The organism is Microbacterium sp. Root180 (assembly GCF_001428485.1).
Taxonomy (GTDB): Bacteria; Actinomycetota; Actinomycetes; order Actinomycetales; family Microbacteriaceae; genus Microbacterium.
On the sequence record NZ_LMHS01000002.1, the window covers coordinates 528,204 to 542,909 of the forward strand.

Below are 14,706 nucleotides of genomic sequence, written 5' to 3' on the forward strand. Positions count from 1 at the left end.
GCGTCAGCGCCGGTGCGCGTACTCGATCGGCTCGCCGAGGTAGGGCGACCAGGCGTCCCGCTCGGTCGCCGAGAGCCGCAGGGGGCGGCCGGACTCGGCATCCACCTTGACGACGACTGTGGTGGCGCGGGCGTAGAGGGTCTGTCCGCTGTCGCCGGCGGTCTCGACCGGACTGCACACGTCGTAGCAGACTTCGATGCTCGAGCCGCCGAGCTTGCCGAACCACATCTGCACATCGAGTGGATGCCGCTGGTACGGCACCGGGGCGAGGTACTCGATCTCCTGCCGTGCGATCAGTGTGAGCACTCCGCTGTGGATGCTCGACTCGAGGACCGCCGTGTCGGGGGCGTCTTCGCCGGGCTGCGGCAGCCAGAAGGCACGCACGCGCGCCTCTTCGAGCAGCTTCAGCATCGAGGTGTTGTTGACGTGGTTGAACGCGTCGAGGTCGCCCCACCGCAGGTGGATGGGGAGGTGCAGGCGCCGCCCGCGATCGCGGCCAGTGTCGTCGGCGATGTCGGTCACGGCGTGAGCCTCAGTCGCGCGTGAGCTTGCGGTAGGCAGAGCGGTGCGGCTTGGCCGCCTCGGGGCCGAGGCGCTCGATCTTGTTCTCCTCGTACGCCTCGAAGTTGCCCTCGAACCAGTACCACTTGTCGGGATCCTCGTCGGTGCCCTCGTAGGCCAGGATGTGGGTCGCGATGCGATCGAGGAACCACCGGTCGTGCGTGATCACGACCGCGCAGCCGGGGAACTCGAGAAGCGCGTTCTCCAGGGACTGCAGGGTCTCGACGTCGAGGTCGTTGGTGGGCTCGTCGAGAAGCAGCAGGTTGCCGCCCTCCTTGAGCGTGAGCGCGAGGTTCAGACGGTTGCGCTCGCCGCCGGAGAGCACGCCGGCCTTCTTCTGCTGATCGGGACCCTTGAAGCCGAACTTCGACACGTAGGCACGCGAGGGGATCTCGATCTTTCCGACCGTGATGATGTCGAGGCCGTCGGACACGACCTCCCACAGCGTCTTGTTCGGGTCGATGTTGGACCGGGACTGGTCGACGTAGCTGATCTTGACGGTCTCGCCGATCTTCAGGTCGCCGCCGTCGAGCGGTTCGAGCCCCACGATCGTCTTGAAGAGGGTCGTCTTTCCGACGCCGTTGGGGCCGATGACGCCGACGATGCCGTTCGGCGGGAGGCTGAAGGTCAGCCCGTCGATGAGCGAGCGCCCGTCGAAGCCCTTCTGGAGCTTCTTCGCCTCGATGACGATGCTGCCCAGTCGCGGACCCGGCGGAATCTGGATCTCGTCGAAGTCGAGCTTGCGCGTGCGCTCGGCCTCTGACGCCATCTCCTCGTAGCGCGCGAGACGCGCCTTCGACTTGACCTGGCGGCCCTTGGCGTTCGAACGCACCCACTCCAGCTCGTCAGCAAGGCGCTTCGCGAGCTTCGCGTCCTTCTTGCCCTGCACGGCGAGTCGCTCGGCCTTCTTCTCGAGGTACGTCGAGTAGTTGCCTTCGTAGCCGATGAGGCGGCCTCGGTCGACCTCGGCGATCCACTCCGCGACGTTGTCGAGGAAGTACCGGTCGTGCGTGATGGCGATCACGGCGCCGGGGTACTTCTGCAGGTGCTGCTCCAGCCACAGCACGCTCTCGGCGTCGAGGTGGTTCGTGGGCTCGTCGAGCAGCAGCAGGTCGGGCTTCTGGAGCAGCAGCTTCGTCAGCGCGACACGGCGCTTCTCGCCGCCCGACAGGGGGCCGATCTCCGCATCCCCCGGCGGCGTGCGGAGGGCGTCCATCGCCTGCTCCAGCTGCGAGTCGAGGTCCCACGCGTCGGCGGCGTCGATCTCCTCCTGGAGCGCGCCCATCTCGGCGAGCAGCGCGTCGAAGTCGGCGTCGGGATCGGCCATGAGGGCCGAGATCTCGTTGAAGCGGTCGACCTTCGCCTTGATCGCGATACCGTCCTGGATGTTCTCGAGCACCGTCTTGGACTCGTCGAGCTCGGGCTCCTGCATCAGGATGCCGACGCTGAACCCCGGGCTGAGCTTGGCCTCGCCGTTGGAGGGCGTGTCCATCCCGGCCATGATCTTCAGGATCGTCGACTTGCCGGCGCCGTTCGGGCCGACCATGCCGATCTTCGCACCGGGGAGGAACGCCATGGTGACGTCGTCCAGGATGAGCTTTTCTCCGACCGCCTTGCGGGCGCGGACCATCGAGTAGATGTATTCAGCCATTCGAGTGAACGTTCTCCTAAACCGTGACGACGTCAGCGTCCCAGCCTACCGGCCGGGAGGCTGCGACGAGGCGCCGACCGCCTCGGCGTGACGGACGGACGAGCCTCACCAGTCGATCGCGCGGGTCTCACCGATAAGGCAGCCGTCCTCCGGGACGACCGGCATGACCACGGTGACGGGATCTCCCGTCGTGGGGCCGACTTGTCCGACGAGGCACTGCTGTCCCCACAGCACCGAGAACTGGATGCTCTCCACGGGATTCCCGATCGTGGTGAGGTCGGCCGTCACCTCCATCGCCGACTTGTCGAACCCTGCTGCCACGAGCGCATCGACATAGGCGCGCCCCGCCACACGGTCGGGCGATGCCCACACACGCTCCGTGACCGCCGTGAACAGCGGCAGATTGTCGTACGCGTTCCCGTCCGGGACCAGCTCGGGTTCTGCGGCGGGACTCGACGGGTCCGGACTCGGAGTCGTCGAAGGACTGTCGCTGGGATCCGCGCTCATCGACGGCCCGACCGGCGGAGCGACCGTGCATCCGGCCACCGTGAAGACCAGTGCGAGGACCAGCCCGGCAGCGTATCCGCGAGCGGCGCGTGAAGGCGGGAATCGCTCGGGGTATCGGGCCACGCAGTGAGTATAGGTCCCGGTACCCCGAGCGCTGCTGTGAACTCAGAACGGCCCTTCGACGCCGGCAAGCGCGATCGGACGAGGCTCCTCGGCGCTCGAGGCAGGGGCCGCCGAGGGCGGCGGGCTCCCGGGCGTCGCCCAGGCATCGGCACCGTCGTTCGGGGGCTCCCAGGCCTCCTCGGCGGCGGGCGCGGACGCGCGCGTCGCCTTGGTGAAGACGCTCGTCCCCCACATCAGATCGTGGCCGATGGCGTCCGCGTCGATCTCGACGGCGGTGCCGCGGGCGGTGTCGTTCTCCCAGCTGCGGATCCGCAGGCGGCCGGTGAGCACCACGCGGTCCCCCCGACGCAGTGAGGCGTGGGCGTGCTCGGCGAGGCTCCGGAACGCCGAGACCGCGTACCAGTTCGTGCCGGCGTCGACCCACGCGTTCGCGGCCTTGTCGAACTTGCGTCGTCCGCTGCCCACGCGAAACGACGCGATGACGACCCCGCCGGGTGTGTGCTTCAGTTCGGGGTCGTTCGCCAGATTCCCCGTGATGGTGATCGTGTCGTTCACTTCTCCTCCTCCTGCCTTCGGGGACCCTCCCCGGCACCGCCGACGCTCGAGTGCCCGTCGAGCGCCGGCGGTGGGTCAAACCTGGCGTGCGAGAACACTCCCTCGATGCGCGGCACTGACATCTGAGGATGCGGGCGCCACGGCCGCACCTGGGGAGGAATCGGACTTCCGAGAATGTCGGAGGTCGCACATATGTTCGAACGCGAAGGGAGAAACCTCATGACCCTCACCGACACAACGGCCATCCCCCGCCCGACGATCCCGCCCGGCGTCCCCGTGCAGCTGCTCGAAGCCGCCCCGTCGCTGTGGCGCGTCGTCGACCGCAGCGGGCGAGTGATCGGGCATCTGCAGGCGCTGGCGAAAGGCGGAGCAGTCGGGTACCGCGCGCGCCGGTTCCACGCGGCCTCACGCGCCTTCCTCGACCTCGGCGATTTCTGGAGCCTGTCCGACGCACTCGACTGCCTGCGCTTCGCGCGATGAGATCAGACGACCGATTCGAACCGGTCCACGATCGAGACCGGCGCTCCGGCCTTGACCCGCTCCCATGACTCCGCGAGCAGCGCCACTGCTCGCACCGCGTCGTCGGGAGGGGCCGTGAACGGCACGCGAAGGTGGCGGTCGTGCCCACCGTCCACCGAGAATCGTGGGCCCGCCGAGAGCAGCACCCCGCGCGAGCGCACATCCATCACCAGGCCCGAGCTCAACGGCGCATCCAGTTCGATCCAGAGCGAGACTCCCCCGCGCGCGTGCGGAACGCGCCACGATGGGAGCTGTCTCCGAAGTGCGGCGGTAAGCGTGTCGCGCCCGTGGCGAAGGAGCGCGGAGCGCTGCGCCGAGATCGCCGCGAAGTCGTCGAAGAGCGCCGCCGCGACCGCCTGCTCGAACTCCGGTGTGCCCAGGTCGTGCGCAGGGCGTGCGGCGACGAATCGACGCACGAGGTCGCCCTCTGCCCGGATCCAGCCCACGCGGAGCCCGCCCCAGACCGTCTTGCCGAGCGAACCGATCCTCACCACTCCGCCGGGGGCCGCACCGACGAAGCCCGCGGGCGCCGGCCCGCGATCGATATCCAGATCTGCCGTTGTCTCGTCCAGCACGAGCACCGACCCCGCACGCTCGGCCGCGACGAGGAAGGCGTTCCGCTCCCCCGGCTCCATCGAACGGCCGGTGGGGTTCTGGAAGTCGGGCATGAGGTACGCCATCACCGGCATGGTGCGTGCGAAGGCCTGCTCGGCACGGTCCAGGTCCCATCCGGCATCGGTCGTCACCGGAACTCCCACCAGTCGGGCCCCGGAGCGCCGGAGCGCGTCGACGGCATGCGGGTAGGTGGGCGTCTCGATCACGACGCGGTCCCCGCGCCCCAGGAGAACCGATGCGACCAGGTGGATCGCACTCTGCGCGCCCGTCGTCACCAGCACCTCGGCGGGGCTGGTGGGGATCCCTCGCCGCTCGTAGTGCGCGGCGATCGCCTCGCGGAGTTCGAGGCTCCCGAGAACGTCGTAGCCCACGCGCGAGACGAGCGCGGCGGCACCGGCGGCGATCTCGCTGATGATCCCGGCGAGGCCCGGCCATGCCGGCGGACTCGCCTGCTGCAGATCGATCGTGCCTTCCGTGGCGACGGTGCGCCCGGGATCCCTCCGCTGCAGTGGCAGCGTGACGCTCCCCGATCCACGGACGCTCGCGATGTGCGCGGTCTCGCGCAGGCTGCGGTAGGCGGCGGCGACCGTGCTCCGACTGAGCTGGAGTGCGTTGGCGAGTTCGCGCTCGGCGGGCAGGGCGGTGCGAGGTGCGAGCCTGTTGTCGAGGCACAGCAGGCGGATGCTGTCAGCAAGTGCCTCGTAGGCCGGTTCCCGCGTGCGCCACCCGCCGATCGCGACAGCCAGCGCGCGAGCCGAGATCCGAGAGTCCATGGGGCCAGATTACCCACATTGGCCTGTTCACCACAGGCCAATCATGCGATTGGATGGCACCATGGTCCGTCGCGTCATCCAACTCCTCGTCGGCCTCGTCCTGTACGGCGTGGGCTGTGCGATGACCGTGCAGGCGGGACTCGGCGTCGACCCCTGGACAGTGCTGGCCGAGGGCATCTCGATCCACACCGGCATCGGCATCGGCTGGATCGCCAACATCCTCGGCTTCTTCGTGCTGCTGCTGTGGATCCCGTTGCGTCAGAAGCCCGGCATCGGAACGATCGCGAACATCCTGTTGGTCGGAACGAGCATGCAGGTCGTCCTGTGGATCTTCCCGCCGGTGTCGGGGCCTCTGGCGCAATTCGCCGTCCTGATCGGGGGCATCCTGGTCGTGGCTCTCGCCTCAGGTCTCTACATCGGCGCGCACTTCGGCCCCGGGCCGCGCGACGGACTGATGACCGGCATGCACAAGCGACTCGGATGGCCGATCTGGACCTGCCGCGCACTCGTGGAGCTCAGCGTGCTCCTGATCGGCTGGCTGCTCGGCGGCACCGTGGGGATCGGGACGGTCCTGTTCGCCTTCCTGATCGGCCCACTCGTGCACATCGCGCTTCCGCTCCTCGACACACGGCGGGGTCTGCCCGTGGCGGACAAGGCGCGCGTCGACGTCGCCGTCCCCGGCGACTGAGACGCAGCGGGCGCCTCGTCTCGGTGCCCGCGTCAGTGCTCGCGGAACTGCGGCCAATCGCTCCCGGGAACCATCCGCGAATGGAGCGCGCTCTTCGCGATCTCCATCGAGGGGTAGCTTCCGGCCGAGCCGTCGGCGCCGGCCATCGTCACGGTGTACCCGTCGTCGTCCTTGCGAATGCTGCCGACGACTCCCGACGGGCCGTAGGCGACCCACAGGGGGTGGTGCGTCTCCGTGGTGCTCATGAGCGAACTCCTTTCGATGCGTCCGTTGCCGACGCTACGCCGCCTTCGCACCGTTCGCCAGCCTCCCACGCGCCGCAGCGGCCTTTCACGCCTGGGCGTGTGAACCGATAGCCTGATCTCTCACCTTTCCCTCCGTAGCTCAGGGGACAGAGCGAGCGGTTTCTACCCGCAAGGTCGGGGGTTCGAATCCTCCCGGAGGGGCTTTCGCCGTCGGCGCCCGTGCCGAACAGACGGCGTCCGGGGCCGTCAATAGGATGGAGCGCATGGTGGGGGCACCTGAAAACGATCGACTTGTCTGGATCGACTGCGAGATGACCGGTCTCGACCTCGCGGTCGACGAACTCGTCGAGATCGCCGTCGTCGTCACCGACTTTGAGCTGCGACCGATGCATCCGGGGTTCCAGGTGGTCATCAAACCCGACGCGTCGGCGCTGACCAACATGAACGAGTTCGTGACGAAGATGCACGAGAAGTCCGGCCTGCTCGACGAGATCCCGCACGGGGTCAGCGTTGCAGACGCCGAGTTCCAAGCGCTCGAGTACATTCAGCGGTTCGTTCCTCTCGAGGGCAAGGCTCCACTCGCCGGGAACACCATCGGCACCGACCGCATGTTCATCGCGAAGTACATGCCGCGTATCGACCACTGGCTGCACTACCGCAATGTCGACGTGTCGAGCATCAAGGAGCTCTCGCGCCGCTGGTATCCGCGCGCGTACATCCACGCTCCCGCGAAGGACGGCGGCCATCGGGCGCTCGCCGACATCCTCGAATCGATTCGCGAGCTCGCGTACTACCGCCAGGCCGTCTTCGTCCCCGAACCGGGCCCCACCAGCGATGGTGCGCGCGCCGCCGCGGCGGCCGCGGTGTCGTCATTCGCCTCGGACGTGTGAGAGAATCTTCTGGTTGCCCGCTCACGCGGGAGACATGGTGGGTATAGCTCAGTTGGTAGAGCGCGGCCTTGTGGTGGCCGATGTCGCGGGTTCGAGCCCCGTTACTCACCCCAACTTCTCGGCAGTGCATTCCGGGCCGTCTTCGCGCGATTGAGAACGCCGTCGACGGCGCGACGTCGCGTGCTCGTCATGGGCGACGAGCGAGCGCCGCCTGAGACGTCATGATCGGGGCACGATTGGACTCTTCCAATCATGTGCGTAGTTCCACAGACGGCCCGCGAGTACCGCGCCGCAGCGATCGTCAGAGAAACCATGGGCGATCTCGCTTCAGAATCGGCGGGCGGTCCCTCGTGGTGACGATGCGAGCCCCGAAACGCAGCCGGAAGTATTGGTTGACCCTCGGCTACGAGCGGGCGGTCGCGCAGAACCTCGCCGACATCGCCCGGGATCACCCGAGTTGGGAGGACGCCGCGGTGATCGCCCAGCACCAGTTCGAGGTGTTCCCCGCGCCGGCACCCGCCGAATCCGTCGACCACGGGTGAGCGTCACGGGTTGGCTGGTTCTCGCACTGGTCGTGTACGCGGCGCTCGTGAACGTCGTCGGATTGGTTCTCACGCGACGGAACGCGCGAGAGACGGAGTAGGGCGCCACCGAGACAACGAAACAGACGTCGGCGTCGCCTGCGGTCTATTGTGGTCGTGTCGGCATGAGCCGGTGTTCGAACGGAGTCCGCGGGTTTCTGCGGGTCTGTGGTTTCTGCGCGTGGGGTGGATGTGTCAGGTTCGTGCCCCGGTGCTCGCCCGAGGATTGCGCGTTCACGACGGCGCTGCGGCCCCGCGGCAGTGGTCATCGAGGCATCATGATGGAGATGGATGCCGCCACCTTCGAGCAGCTCGTGATCGACGAGCTGGACCTCCTCCCCGACGACATGGTCGAGGGGCTCGACAACGTCGTGTTCGTGGTCGAGGACCGTCCGGAGGATGGCAGCCTCGATCTTCTCGGCCTGTACGACGGCTGGGCCCTCACCGAGCGTGATCGGTACGGCGTCGGGGAGCTCCCCGATCGGATCATCGTCTATCGCGAGTCCCACCTCGCCGCGTGCGAGACCGAAGACGAACTGCGCGACGAACTCCACACAACCCTCGTCCACGAGATCGCACACTTCTACGGAATCGACGACGACCGGCTGCACGAGCTGGGATGGGCGTGATGGCGCCGCTCGCCGCTCCCGACGTCGACACCGAGCGCCACACCGGTGCGGATGTCCGGCAGAGCCCGCAGCGCCCCTGGCAGACGGTGGTGTGGGACGACCCCGTGAACCTGATGAGCTACGTGGCCCACGTCTTCCGCGAGTACTTCGGTCTCGCACGCGAGGATGCCGAACGCCTGATGCTGGCGGTGCACCACGACGGTCACGCCGTCGTGGCGGAAGGCGCTCGCGAGCAGATGGAGCTGCACGCGCAGGCCATGCACGACTACGGGCTGTGGGCCACGGTTCGTCAGGCCCCCTCGTGAACGGGCGGATCATCGCGCTCGAAGTGACACGGCTCGAGGCCGCGCATCTCGCGCGCCTGGTCGGTCAGTTCTCCGACCTGGTCGACGGCGCTGAGACCGCGGACGGCGATCCGGCGATCGAGCGCCTCGCCCCCGATGCCTACGAGGATGCCGAAGCGGCTCGCGAATTCCGCGCGCTGACCGAGAGCGACCTCCTCGACCGACGGCGAGACGACGCCGCAGCCATGATCGCGACGCTTGCGGCGGCATCCGAGATCTCCGATGATCCCGATGATCGCGCGCTGCGGGACACCGTCGCCATCCCGCTCGATCCCGCGGCCGTCGGAGCGTGGCTGCGAACGCTCGCGGCCATCCGACTGGTGCTCGCCACACGCCTGGGCATCACCGACATCGACGACCACGATGCCGACGATCCGCGGTTCGGCATCTACGACTGGCTGGGGTATCGCCTGGATGGCTTGGTGAAAGCCATCGAAGGCTCGGGCTGAACTCAGCCGGTCAGGGCACGTCGAAGACGTGGGTGGCCAGGCGTGCCGGCTCGTCGCGGCCGACGTGGACAGCTTCCTGGCGCGCCCAACGGTCCCAGTGCGGCCGATAGGCGTCTCCGTCGCGGGCGAGCGCCCGGTCCCGGCGCGAGCGCATCGGCGAATCCAGCCAGACCCGCACGTCACCCAGCTGACGCGTCTCGGCGGTGAGGATGCCGGAGCCCTCCACCACCAGCGGCAGCGACGGATCGACCGCGTGCGCCTCGGCGGGCGCACCGACCTCCCAGTCCCACCGCCGCCACACTCCGATCAATCCCCGCGCATGCGGCGCGAGCACCTGCTCACGCGCGAGCGCGACACCCGCGTCGAGACCGTCCCAGCCGGGGTAGATCGAGTCGAGAGCGACGAGCTGGACGCGCCCAGCCAGGGGCCAGCGGGAGACGAGCGTCGTCGCCAGGGAGGTCTTGCCGGCACCGCTGCGGCCATCGATCAGAACGACCGGATTGGCGGCCGAGAGTTCTCGGATCGCGGCGATGACACTCGACGCCGCGGCGTCGAGTGCGTGCGCGACCGGACCGGAGCTACTTCTTGAGGGCGCGGATGACACGGCTGAGCGCGCGACCGGCGAACAAGACGAACGGAATCGCGACGGCCAGCATCGAGACGACGTTCGGCTCGAAGCGAAGGTCATCGCCTCGCCGGATGTACGCCCCCAGCGGGATGGACCAGCCTCCCCCGCCGCCTCCGCCGTTGCCCGCCTCGTCGGACCCTCCGCCGAAGCCCGACCACGTGAGGGCGACCGGGATCACCCGAATGCCGTCGACGTCCTGCTGCTCGCCATAGGCGCTCTTCACGCCGAAGGACGCGGACTGCTGACCGAGTTCGAGTGCGATGTTGGGCATGCGACCACGCTACCGTCGTGGCCCGCCGGTGTCAGCCCTGATCGGGCTTCGGTGCGGGCGGGTTCGACGGCAGGGTTCCTCCGCCGCGGGCGGCACCGAGCAGTGTCGCGCGTGTGACGGCGCCGCGACCGAACCGCGCGGCCGCACCGTCGAGGGCGTCCTCGATCCGGCGCCACTCCTGGTCGTCGTCCCACAGCGCGAGCGGCGCGGAGCCGGAGAGCCGCAGCTTCTCGGCCCGCACGCCGATCAGGCGCACCGGGAGGCGACGCTCGACGGAATCGAACAGCTCGTGTGCGGCATCCCCGATGCGCTGACCCACGGCCGTCGGCTCCGGAAGGGTCTGCGAGCGGGAGATCGTGGTGAAGTCGGCGAAGCGCACCTTGATCGCGATGGTCGACGCCTCCCACCCTCCGGCACGCAGTCGCGCTCCCACCCGGTCGGCGAGTCGCCGCAGCTCGGCCCGCAGGATGGCAGGGTCGGCGATGTCGTCGTGGAACGTCTCCTCGTGGCCGATGCTCTTCTCGACCCGTGTCGTGTCCACCTCGCGATGATCGATGCCCCGCGCGAGGTGCCAGACGCGCTCGCCCATCGCCGGGCCGAGTGCTCGGTCGAGGACCTCGCGAGGGGTGTCGAGCACGTCGGCGATGGTGTGGATGCCTCGACCCTGCAGGGACTCCGCCGCCTTGGGACCGACCCCCCACAGTGCCCGCACCGACTGCGGCCGGAGGAATGCCTCCGTGTCCGACGCGGCGACGATCAGCAGCCCATCGGGCTTGCTGACGGTGGACGCCATCTTGGCGACGTGCTTGGTCGCGGCGACGCCGACGCTGCAGACGAGGCCCGTCTCCTCCCGCACGCGGACGCGAAGGGCGCGGGCGATGGCGCCCGGACTCCCCCACAGACGGCGCACGCCGCGCACGTCGAGAAAGGCCTCGTCGATCGACAGCGGCTCGACGAGCGGTGTGACATCTCGGAAGATGCCCATCACCTGCGCGGAGAGCTCGAGGTAGCGGTCGAAGTGCGGGAGCACCACGATCGCGGTCGGACACAGGCGCAGCGCCTGGCCGACCGGCATCGCGGAGCGCACGCCGAACCGGCGTGCCTCGTAGGATGCGCTGGACACCACCGACCGGCTGTCGGGCGCGCCGACGATGATCGGCTTGCCTCGCAGGGACGGGTCATCGAGCTGTTCGACCGACGCGTAGAACGCGTCCATGTCGACGTGGAGGATGCCGGTGCCGCTGTCGTCCGCGTCATCGGGCGAGACCATCCGCCCCGTCCCGTCACCGCGTCCCATGACTCGATTCTCCTCGGAACCTCCGACCTGACACAGCAGATCAGGTGGCGGCGGCGCGCTCCAGCACGAGTTCACGCACGCGAGCGGCGTCGGCCTGCCCCTTCATCGCCTTCATGACGGCGCCGATCACCGCGCCGGCGGCCTGGACCTTCCCGTCGCGGATCTTCGCCAGCACGTCGGGCTGGGCGGCCAGTGCCTCGTCGATCGCGGCGATGAGCGCGCCGTCGTCCGAGACGACGGCCAAACCGCGAGCATCGACCACCTGCTGGGGCGTGCCTTCGCCGGCGACGACGCCCTCGAGCACCTGGCGTGCGAGCTTGTCGGTGAGCGTACCGGCGTCGACCAGACCTTGGAGAGCCGCGACATCGGCAGCGGTGGCGAGGTCGGATGCCTCGCGACCCTCGGCGTTCGCGATGCGCGTGAGCTCGCCGGTCCACCACTTGCGCGCGGCTGCCGGCGCGGCGCCCGCGGCGACCGTGGCCTCGACCTCGGCGAGGAGGCCTCCGTTGACGACGTCCTGGAACTCCAGGTCGGTGAAGCCCCAGTCGGTCTTCAGCCGACGGCGGCGCGCCGCCGGCGGCTCAGGCAGCGCCGCACGCAGCTCTTCGATCAGCTCCGCCGCCGGGGCGACGGGAAGCAGGTCCGGCTCGGGGAAATAGCGGTAGTCGTCGGCGTCGGACTTCGGGCGACCCGGCGACGTGGTTCCGGTGTCCTCGTGCCAGTGACGGGTCTCCTGCGTGATCGTTCCCCCGGCGGCGAGAATCGCCGCCTGGCGCTGGATCTCGTACCGCACGGCGCGCTCCACGGAGCGCATCGAGTTCACGTTCTTCGTCTCGGTGCGCGTGCCGAGCTTCTCCTGCCCGCGTGGGCGCAGGGAGACGTTCGCGTCGCAGCGCAGATTGCCGCGTTCCATGCGCGCCTCCGAGATCCCGAGCGAGAGCACGATGTCGCGGATCGTCTGGACGTATGCCTTGGCGATCTCGGGCGCGCGGTGCTCGGCGCCGAAGATCGGCTTCGTGACGATCTCCACGAGCGGCACGCCGGCGCGGTTGTAGTCGACGAGCGAGTACTCCGCGCCCTGGATGCGCCCGGTCGAGCCACCGACATGGGTCAGCTTGCCGGCATCCTCTTCCATATGCGCACGTTCGATCGGGACGGTGACCACCGAGCCGTCGGCGAGCTCGACGTCGACCTGTCCCTCGAAGGCGATCGGCTCGTCGTACTGCGAGATCTGGTAGTTCTTGCCGAGGTCGGGGTAGAAGTAGTTCTTCCGCGCGAATCGGCTGGAGGGCGCGATCGAGCAGCCGAGCGCGAGTCCGAGGCTGATCGAGTACCGGATGGCCTCGGCATTGACGGTCGGGAGCGAGCCCGGCAGGCCCATGTCGACGGGGGCGACGAGGGTGTTGGGCTCGGCGCCGTGGTTGTCGGAGTGCGCGGGGTTGGCAGCGCCCGAGAACATCTTGGTCCGCGTGTTGAGCTCGACGTGCACCTCGAATCCGAGCACCGGCTCGAACAGTTCGAGGGCCTGGTCGAAGTCCATCAGGGTGTCCTTGGCCATCAGCGTCCTCCTCCGAGGATCGGGGCGCGATCGAGCAGCGGCGCACCCCACGAGTCGAGCAGCACGGCCTCGAGGGCAGCGCCGACACGGTAGAGACGCGCGTCTTCCCGCGCGGGGGCGAGGAACTGGATGCCGACCGGCAGCCCGTCCTCCGCCGCGAGACCCGACGGGATCGAGATCCCGGGGACGCCCGCGAGGTTGGCCGGGATCGTGGTCACGTCGTTGAGGTACATCTGCATCGGGTCATCGATCTTCTCACCCAGGCGGAAAGCGGTCGTCGGCGCCGACGGCGTCGCGATGACGTCGACGCGTGCGAACGCCTCGTCGAAGTCGCGCTGGATGAGCGTGCGCACCTTCTGCGCAGATCCGTAGTACGCGTCGTAGTACCCCGCGGAGAGGGCGTAGGTGCCGAGGATGATGCGGCGCTTCACCTCGTCCCCGAAGCCTCGGTCACGGGTCGCGGCCATGACATCTTCGACCGTGCCGCCCGGCACGTCGACGCGCAGGCCGAAGCGGACCGAGTCGAACTTCGCGAGGTTGCTGGAGGCCTCAGCCGGGAGGATCAAGTAGTACGCGGCGACTCCGTACTCGAAGTGGGGCGCGCTGATCTCGACGATCTCGGCACCCTGTGCCTCCATCGCGGCAAGGGCGCCGCGGAAGGATGCCGACACTCCGGGCTGGAATCCCTGGTCGGGAAGCTCCTTGATCACGCCCACCTTGAGTCCCCGGAGGACATCGCCGTGCGCACCCTCACGTGCGGCGTCGGCGAACGACGGCCAGGCGTCCGTCAGCGACGTCGCGTCGTGCGGGTCGTGCCCGCCGATGACGTCGTGGAGCAGGCCGGCGTCGAGCACGGTGCGCGTGACGGGCCCGACCTGGTCGAGGCTCGACGCCAGCGCGATCGCGCCGTAGCGGCTGACCCCGCCGTAGGTGGGCTTGAGGCCCACGGTGCCGGTGACGTGCGCGGGCTGGCGGATCGAGCCGCCCGTGTCGGAGCCGAGTGCGAGCGGCGCTTCGAACGCGGCCACCGCTGCGGCGGAGCCTCCGCCGGACCCGCCGGGAATGCGGTCGAGATCCCACGGGTTGCGCGTCGGCCCGTACGCCGAGTGCTCTGTCGACGAGCCCATCGCGAACTCGTCCATGTTGGTCTTGCCCAGCGGCACGAGCCCCGCCGCGCGAGATCGGGCGACGACGGTGGCGTCGTAGGGCGACATGTAGCCCTCGAGGATCTTCGAACCGCTCGTCGACGGCATGTCGGTGGTGACGAGCACGTCCTTGATCGCGAGCGGAACGCCGGCGACGGGACCCAGACGCTCCCCCGCCGCGCGGCGGCGGTCGATATCGGCCGCCACCTCGAGGGCGGTGTCGCTGACGTGGAGGAAGGCGTGGATGTCGCCGTCCACCGCCGCGATGCGGTCGAGATGCGCCTGTGTGGCCTCGACACTGGAGACCTCGCGCGCGGCGAGCTTGTCGGCGAGCGCAGCGGCGCTCAGCTTCGTCAGATCGGTCACGAGGGTCCTTACTGCTCTTCGCCGAGGATCGCCGTCACGCGGAATCGGCCGTCCGCGGCATCCGGAGCGTTCTGCAGCACCTGCGCGGGTGTCAGCTGACCGCTCACGACATCGGGACGGAACACGTTCTGCATCGCGACGGGGTGGCTCGTCGCCACGACGTCCGGGGTGGCGACCTCGGACACCTTCGCGATGTTGTCGACGATGACGTCGAGTTGACCCGTGAGGCGGTCGACCTCCTCGTCGCTCAGCTGGATCCGGGCGAGCACACCGAGATGGCGCACGAGATCGGGGGTGATTTCAGACACCCC

The 14,706-nt window shown here is 68.9% G+C and carries 19 protein-coding genes and 2 tRNA genes; 9 read left to right on the forward strand and 12 right to left on the reverse strand.

What is annotated here, in order from left to right; all coding sequences use genetic code 11:
- Window positions 1-3 precede the first annotated feature (3 nt).
- The 4 genes from ASD93_RS06790 to ASD93_RS06805 all read right to left on the reverse strand — a co-directional run bounded on the left by ASD93_RS06790 (window position 4) and on the right by ASD93_RS06805 (window position 3,397).
- The gene (locus ASD93_RS06790) at window positions 4-522 is read right to left on the reverse strand and encodes an acyl-CoA thioesterase (RefSeq protein ID WP_235566898.1); all 519 of its coding nucleotides are present in this window, start codon (window positions 520-522) and stop codon (window positions 4-6) included.
- A gap of 10 nt (window positions 523-532) precedes the next feature.
- Window positions 533-2,212 (reverse strand): energy-dependent translational throttle protein EttA, encoded by a 1,680-nt coding sequence (gene ettA, locus ASD93_RS06795; protein ID WP_056120538.1) that lies wholly within the window; start codon window positions 2,210-2,212, stop codon window positions 533-535.
- Between the two features lie 105 nt (window positions 2,213-2,317).
- Window positions 2,318-2,842, reverse strand: coding sequence for a DUF6993 domain-containing protein (locus tag ASD93_RS16150; protein ID WP_235566899.1), 525 nt, complete (start codon window positions 2,840-2,842; stop codon window positions 2,318-2,320).
- Between the two features lie 42 nt (window positions 2,843-2,884).
- A complete protein-coding gene (locus tag ASD93_RS06805) occupies window positions 2,885-3,397 on the reverse strand; it encodes a single-stranded DNA-binding protein (protein ID WP_056120540.1) in 513 nt (170 codons plus the stop codon).
- A gap of 219 nt (window positions 3,398-3,616) precedes the next feature.
- Here ASD93_RS06805 and ASD93_RS06810 point away from each other — a divergent pair, with 219 nt between their 5' ends.
- On the forward strand, window positions 3,617-3,877 hold the full coding sequence (locus ASD93_RS06810) for a hypothetical protein (protein ID WP_235566900.1): 261 nt from the start codon (window positions 3,617-3,619) through the stop codon (window positions 3,875-3,877).
- 2 nt (window positions 3,878-3,879) lie between these two features.
- On the opposite strand, the gene ASD93_RS06815 is transcribed toward ASD93_RS06810, so the two are convergent.
- The gene (locus ASD93_RS06815; RefSeq protein ID WP_056120545.1) at window positions 3,880-5,304 is read right to left on the reverse strand and encodes a PLP-dependent aminotransferase family protein; all 1,425 of its coding nucleotides are present in this window, start codon (window positions 5,302-5,304) and stop codon (window positions 3,880-3,882) included.
- 61 nt (window positions 5,305-5,365) lie between these two features.
- Between ASD93_RS06815 and ASD93_RS06820 the strand changes: the two genes are divergently transcribed.
- A complete protein-coding gene (locus tag ASD93_RS06820; RefSeq protein WP_056120548.1) occupies window positions 5,366-5,992 on the forward strand; it encodes a YczE/YyaS/YitT family protein in 627 nt (208 codons plus the stop codon).
- Window positions 5,993-6,024: 32 nt separating this feature from the next.
- On the opposite strand, the gene ASD93_RS06825 is transcribed toward ASD93_RS06820, so the two are convergent.
- On the reverse strand, window positions 6,025-6,237 hold the full coding sequence (locus ASD93_RS06825; RefSeq protein ID WP_056120552.1) for a hypothetical protein: 213 nt from the start codon (window positions 6,235-6,237) through the stop codon (window positions 6,025-6,027).
- Window positions 6,238-6,365: 128 nt separating this feature from the next.
- Here ASD93_RS06825 and ASD93_RS06830 point away from each other — a divergent pair.
- The 7 genes from ASD93_RS06830 (at window position 6,366) to ASD93_RS06855 (ending at window position 9,130) form a co-directional block, all read left to right on the forward strand.
- Window positions 6,366-6,438 (forward strand) — tRNA-Arg (locus ASD93_RS06830).
- A gap of 62 nt (window positions 6,439-6,500) precedes the next feature.
- Window positions 6,501-7,127: an oligoribonuclease gene (orn, locus tag ASD93_RS06835; protein ID WP_056120554.1), complete on the forward strand. Its 627-nt coding sequence runs from the start codon at window positions 6,501-6,503 to the stop codon at window positions 7,125-7,127.
- 37 nt (window positions 7,128-7,164) lie between these two features.
- A tRNA-His gene (locus tag ASD93_RS06840) sits at window positions 7,165-7,240 on the forward strand.
- Between the two features lie 279 nt (window positions 7,241-7,519).
- Window positions 7,520-7,669, forward strand: coding sequence for a hypothetical protein (locus tag ASD93_RS15885; protein ID WP_157536887.1), 150 nt, complete (start codon window positions 7,520-7,522; stop codon window positions 7,667-7,669).
- Between the two features lie 320 nt (window positions 7,670-7,989).
- Window positions 7,990-8,337 (forward strand): metallopeptidase family protein, encoded by a 348-nt coding sequence (locus tag ASD93_RS06845; RefSeq protein ID WP_082569211.1) that lies wholly within the window; start codon window positions 7,990-7,992, stop codon window positions 8,335-8,337.
- Window positions 8,328-8,642, forward strand: coding sequence for an ATP-dependent Clp protease adapter ClpS (clpS, locus tag ASD93_RS06850; RefSeq protein ID WP_056120560.1), 315 nt, complete (start codon window positions 8,328-8,330; stop codon window positions 8,640-8,642). The genes ASD93_RS06845 and clpS overlap by 10 nt, the downstream gene beginning before the upstream one ends.
- Window positions 8,639-9,130, forward strand: coding sequence for a DUF2017 family protein (locus ASD93_RS06855; RefSeq protein ID WP_235566901.1), 492 nt, complete (start codon window positions 8,639-8,641; stop codon window positions 9,128-9,130). The genes clpS and ASD93_RS06855 overlap by 4 nt, the downstream gene beginning before the upstream one ends.
- Window positions 9,131-9,140: 10 nt before the next feature.
- Here ASD93_RS06855 and ASD93_RS06860 read toward each other — a convergent pair whose 3' ends face one another.
- Genes ASD93_RS06860 through gatC form a run of 6 tightly spaced genes read right to left on the reverse strand, consistent with a single transcriptional unit; the run spans window position 9,141 to window position 14,703 of the window.
- Window positions 9,141-9,734, reverse strand: coding sequence for a hypothetical protein (locus ASD93_RS06860; protein WP_235566902.1), 594 nt, complete (start codon window positions 9,732-9,734; stop codon window positions 9,141-9,143).
- Entirely contained in the window at window positions 9,709-10,029 is a 321-nt protein-coding gene (locus tag ASD93_RS06865) for a hypothetical protein (RefSeq protein WP_056120562.1), read from the reverse strand. The genes ASD93_RS06860 and ASD93_RS06865 overlap by 26 nt, the downstream gene beginning before the upstream one ends.
- A gap of 31 nt (window positions 10,030-10,060) precedes the next feature.
- Window positions 10,061-11,326, reverse strand: a complete 1,266-nt coding sequence (gene dinB / locus ASD93_RS06870; RefSeq protein ID WP_056120564.1) for a DNA polymerase IV — start codon at window positions 11,324-11,326, stop codon at window positions 10,061-10,063.
- A gap of 40 nt (window positions 11,327-11,366) precedes the next feature.
- The gene (gene gatB / locus ASD93_RS06875; protein WP_056120566.1) at window positions 11,367-12,884 is read right to left on the reverse strand and encodes an Asp-tRNA(Asn)/Glu-tRNA(Gln) amidotransferase subunit GatB; all 1,518 of its coding nucleotides are present in this window, start codon (window positions 12,882-12,884) and stop codon (window positions 11,367-11,369) included.
- Window positions 12,884-14,395 carry an Asp-tRNA(Asn)/Glu-tRNA(Gln) amidotransferase subunit GatA gene (gene gatA / locus ASD93_RS06880; protein WP_056120568.1) on the reverse strand — a complete coding sequence of 504 codons (1,512 nt, stop codon included), beginning with the start codon at window positions 14,393-14,395 and terminating at the stop codon, window positions 12,884-12,886. Before gatA ends, gatB begins: the two co-directional genes overlap by 1 nt.
- Before the next feature lie 8 nt (window positions 14,396-14,403).
- Window positions 14,404-14,703, reverse strand: coding sequence for an Asp-tRNA(Asn)/Glu-tRNA(Gln) amidotransferase subunit GatC (gatC, locus tag ASD93_RS06885; protein WP_056120571.1), 300 nt, complete (start codon window positions 14,701-14,703; stop codon window positions 14,404-14,406).
- Window positions 14,704-14,706 lie beyond the last annotated feature (3 nt).

What these genes read in the sequence shown, in the direction of transcription:
- ettA (WP_056120538.1), bottom strand. Translation starts at nt 2,212, where the DNA reads ATGGCTGAATACATCTACTCGATGGTCCGCGCCCGCAAGGCGGTCGGA.
- ASD93_RS06810 (WP_235566900.1), top strand. Translation starts at nt 3,617, where the DNA reads ATGACCCTCACCGACACAACGGCCATCCCCCGCCCGACGATCCCGCCC.
- ASD93_RS06815 (WP_056120545.1), bottom strand. Translation starts at nt 5,304, where the DNA reads ATGGACTCTCGGATCTCGGCTCGCGCGCTGGCTGTCGCGATCGGCGGG.
- ASD93_RS06820 (WP_056120548.1), top strand. Translation starts at nt 5,366, where the DNA reads ATGGTCCGTCGCGTCATCCAACTCCTCGTCGGCCTCGTCCTGTACGGC.
- ASD93_RS06825 (WP_056120552.1), bottom strand. Translation starts at nt 6,237, where the DNA reads ATGAGCACCACGGAGACGCACCACCCCCTGTGGGTCGCCTACGGCCCG.
- orn (WP_056120554.1), top strand. Translation starts at nt 6,501, where the DNA reads ATGGTGGGGGCACCTGAAAACGATCGACTTGTCTGGATCGACTGCGAG.
- ASD93_RS06845 (WP_082569211.1), top strand. Translation starts at nt 7,990, where the DNA reads ATGGAGATGGATGCCGCCACCTTCGAGCAGCTCGTGATCGACGAGCTG.
- clpS (WP_056120560.1), top strand. Translation starts at nt 8,328, where the DNA reads ATGGGCGTGATGGCGCCGCTCGCCGCTCCCGACGTCGACACCGAGCGC.
- ASD93_RS06865 (WP_056120562.1), bottom strand. Translation starts at nt 10,029, where the DNA reads ATGCCCAACATCGCACTCGAACTCGGTCAGCAGTCCGCGTCCTTCGGC.
- dinB (WP_056120564.1), bottom strand. Translation starts at nt 11,326, where the DNA reads ATGGGACGCGGTGACGGGACGGGGCGGATGGTCTCGCCCGATGACGCG.
- gatB (WP_056120566.1), bottom strand. Translation starts at nt 12,884, where the DNA reads ATGGCCAAGGACACCCTGATGGACTTCGACCAGGCCCTCGAACTGTTC.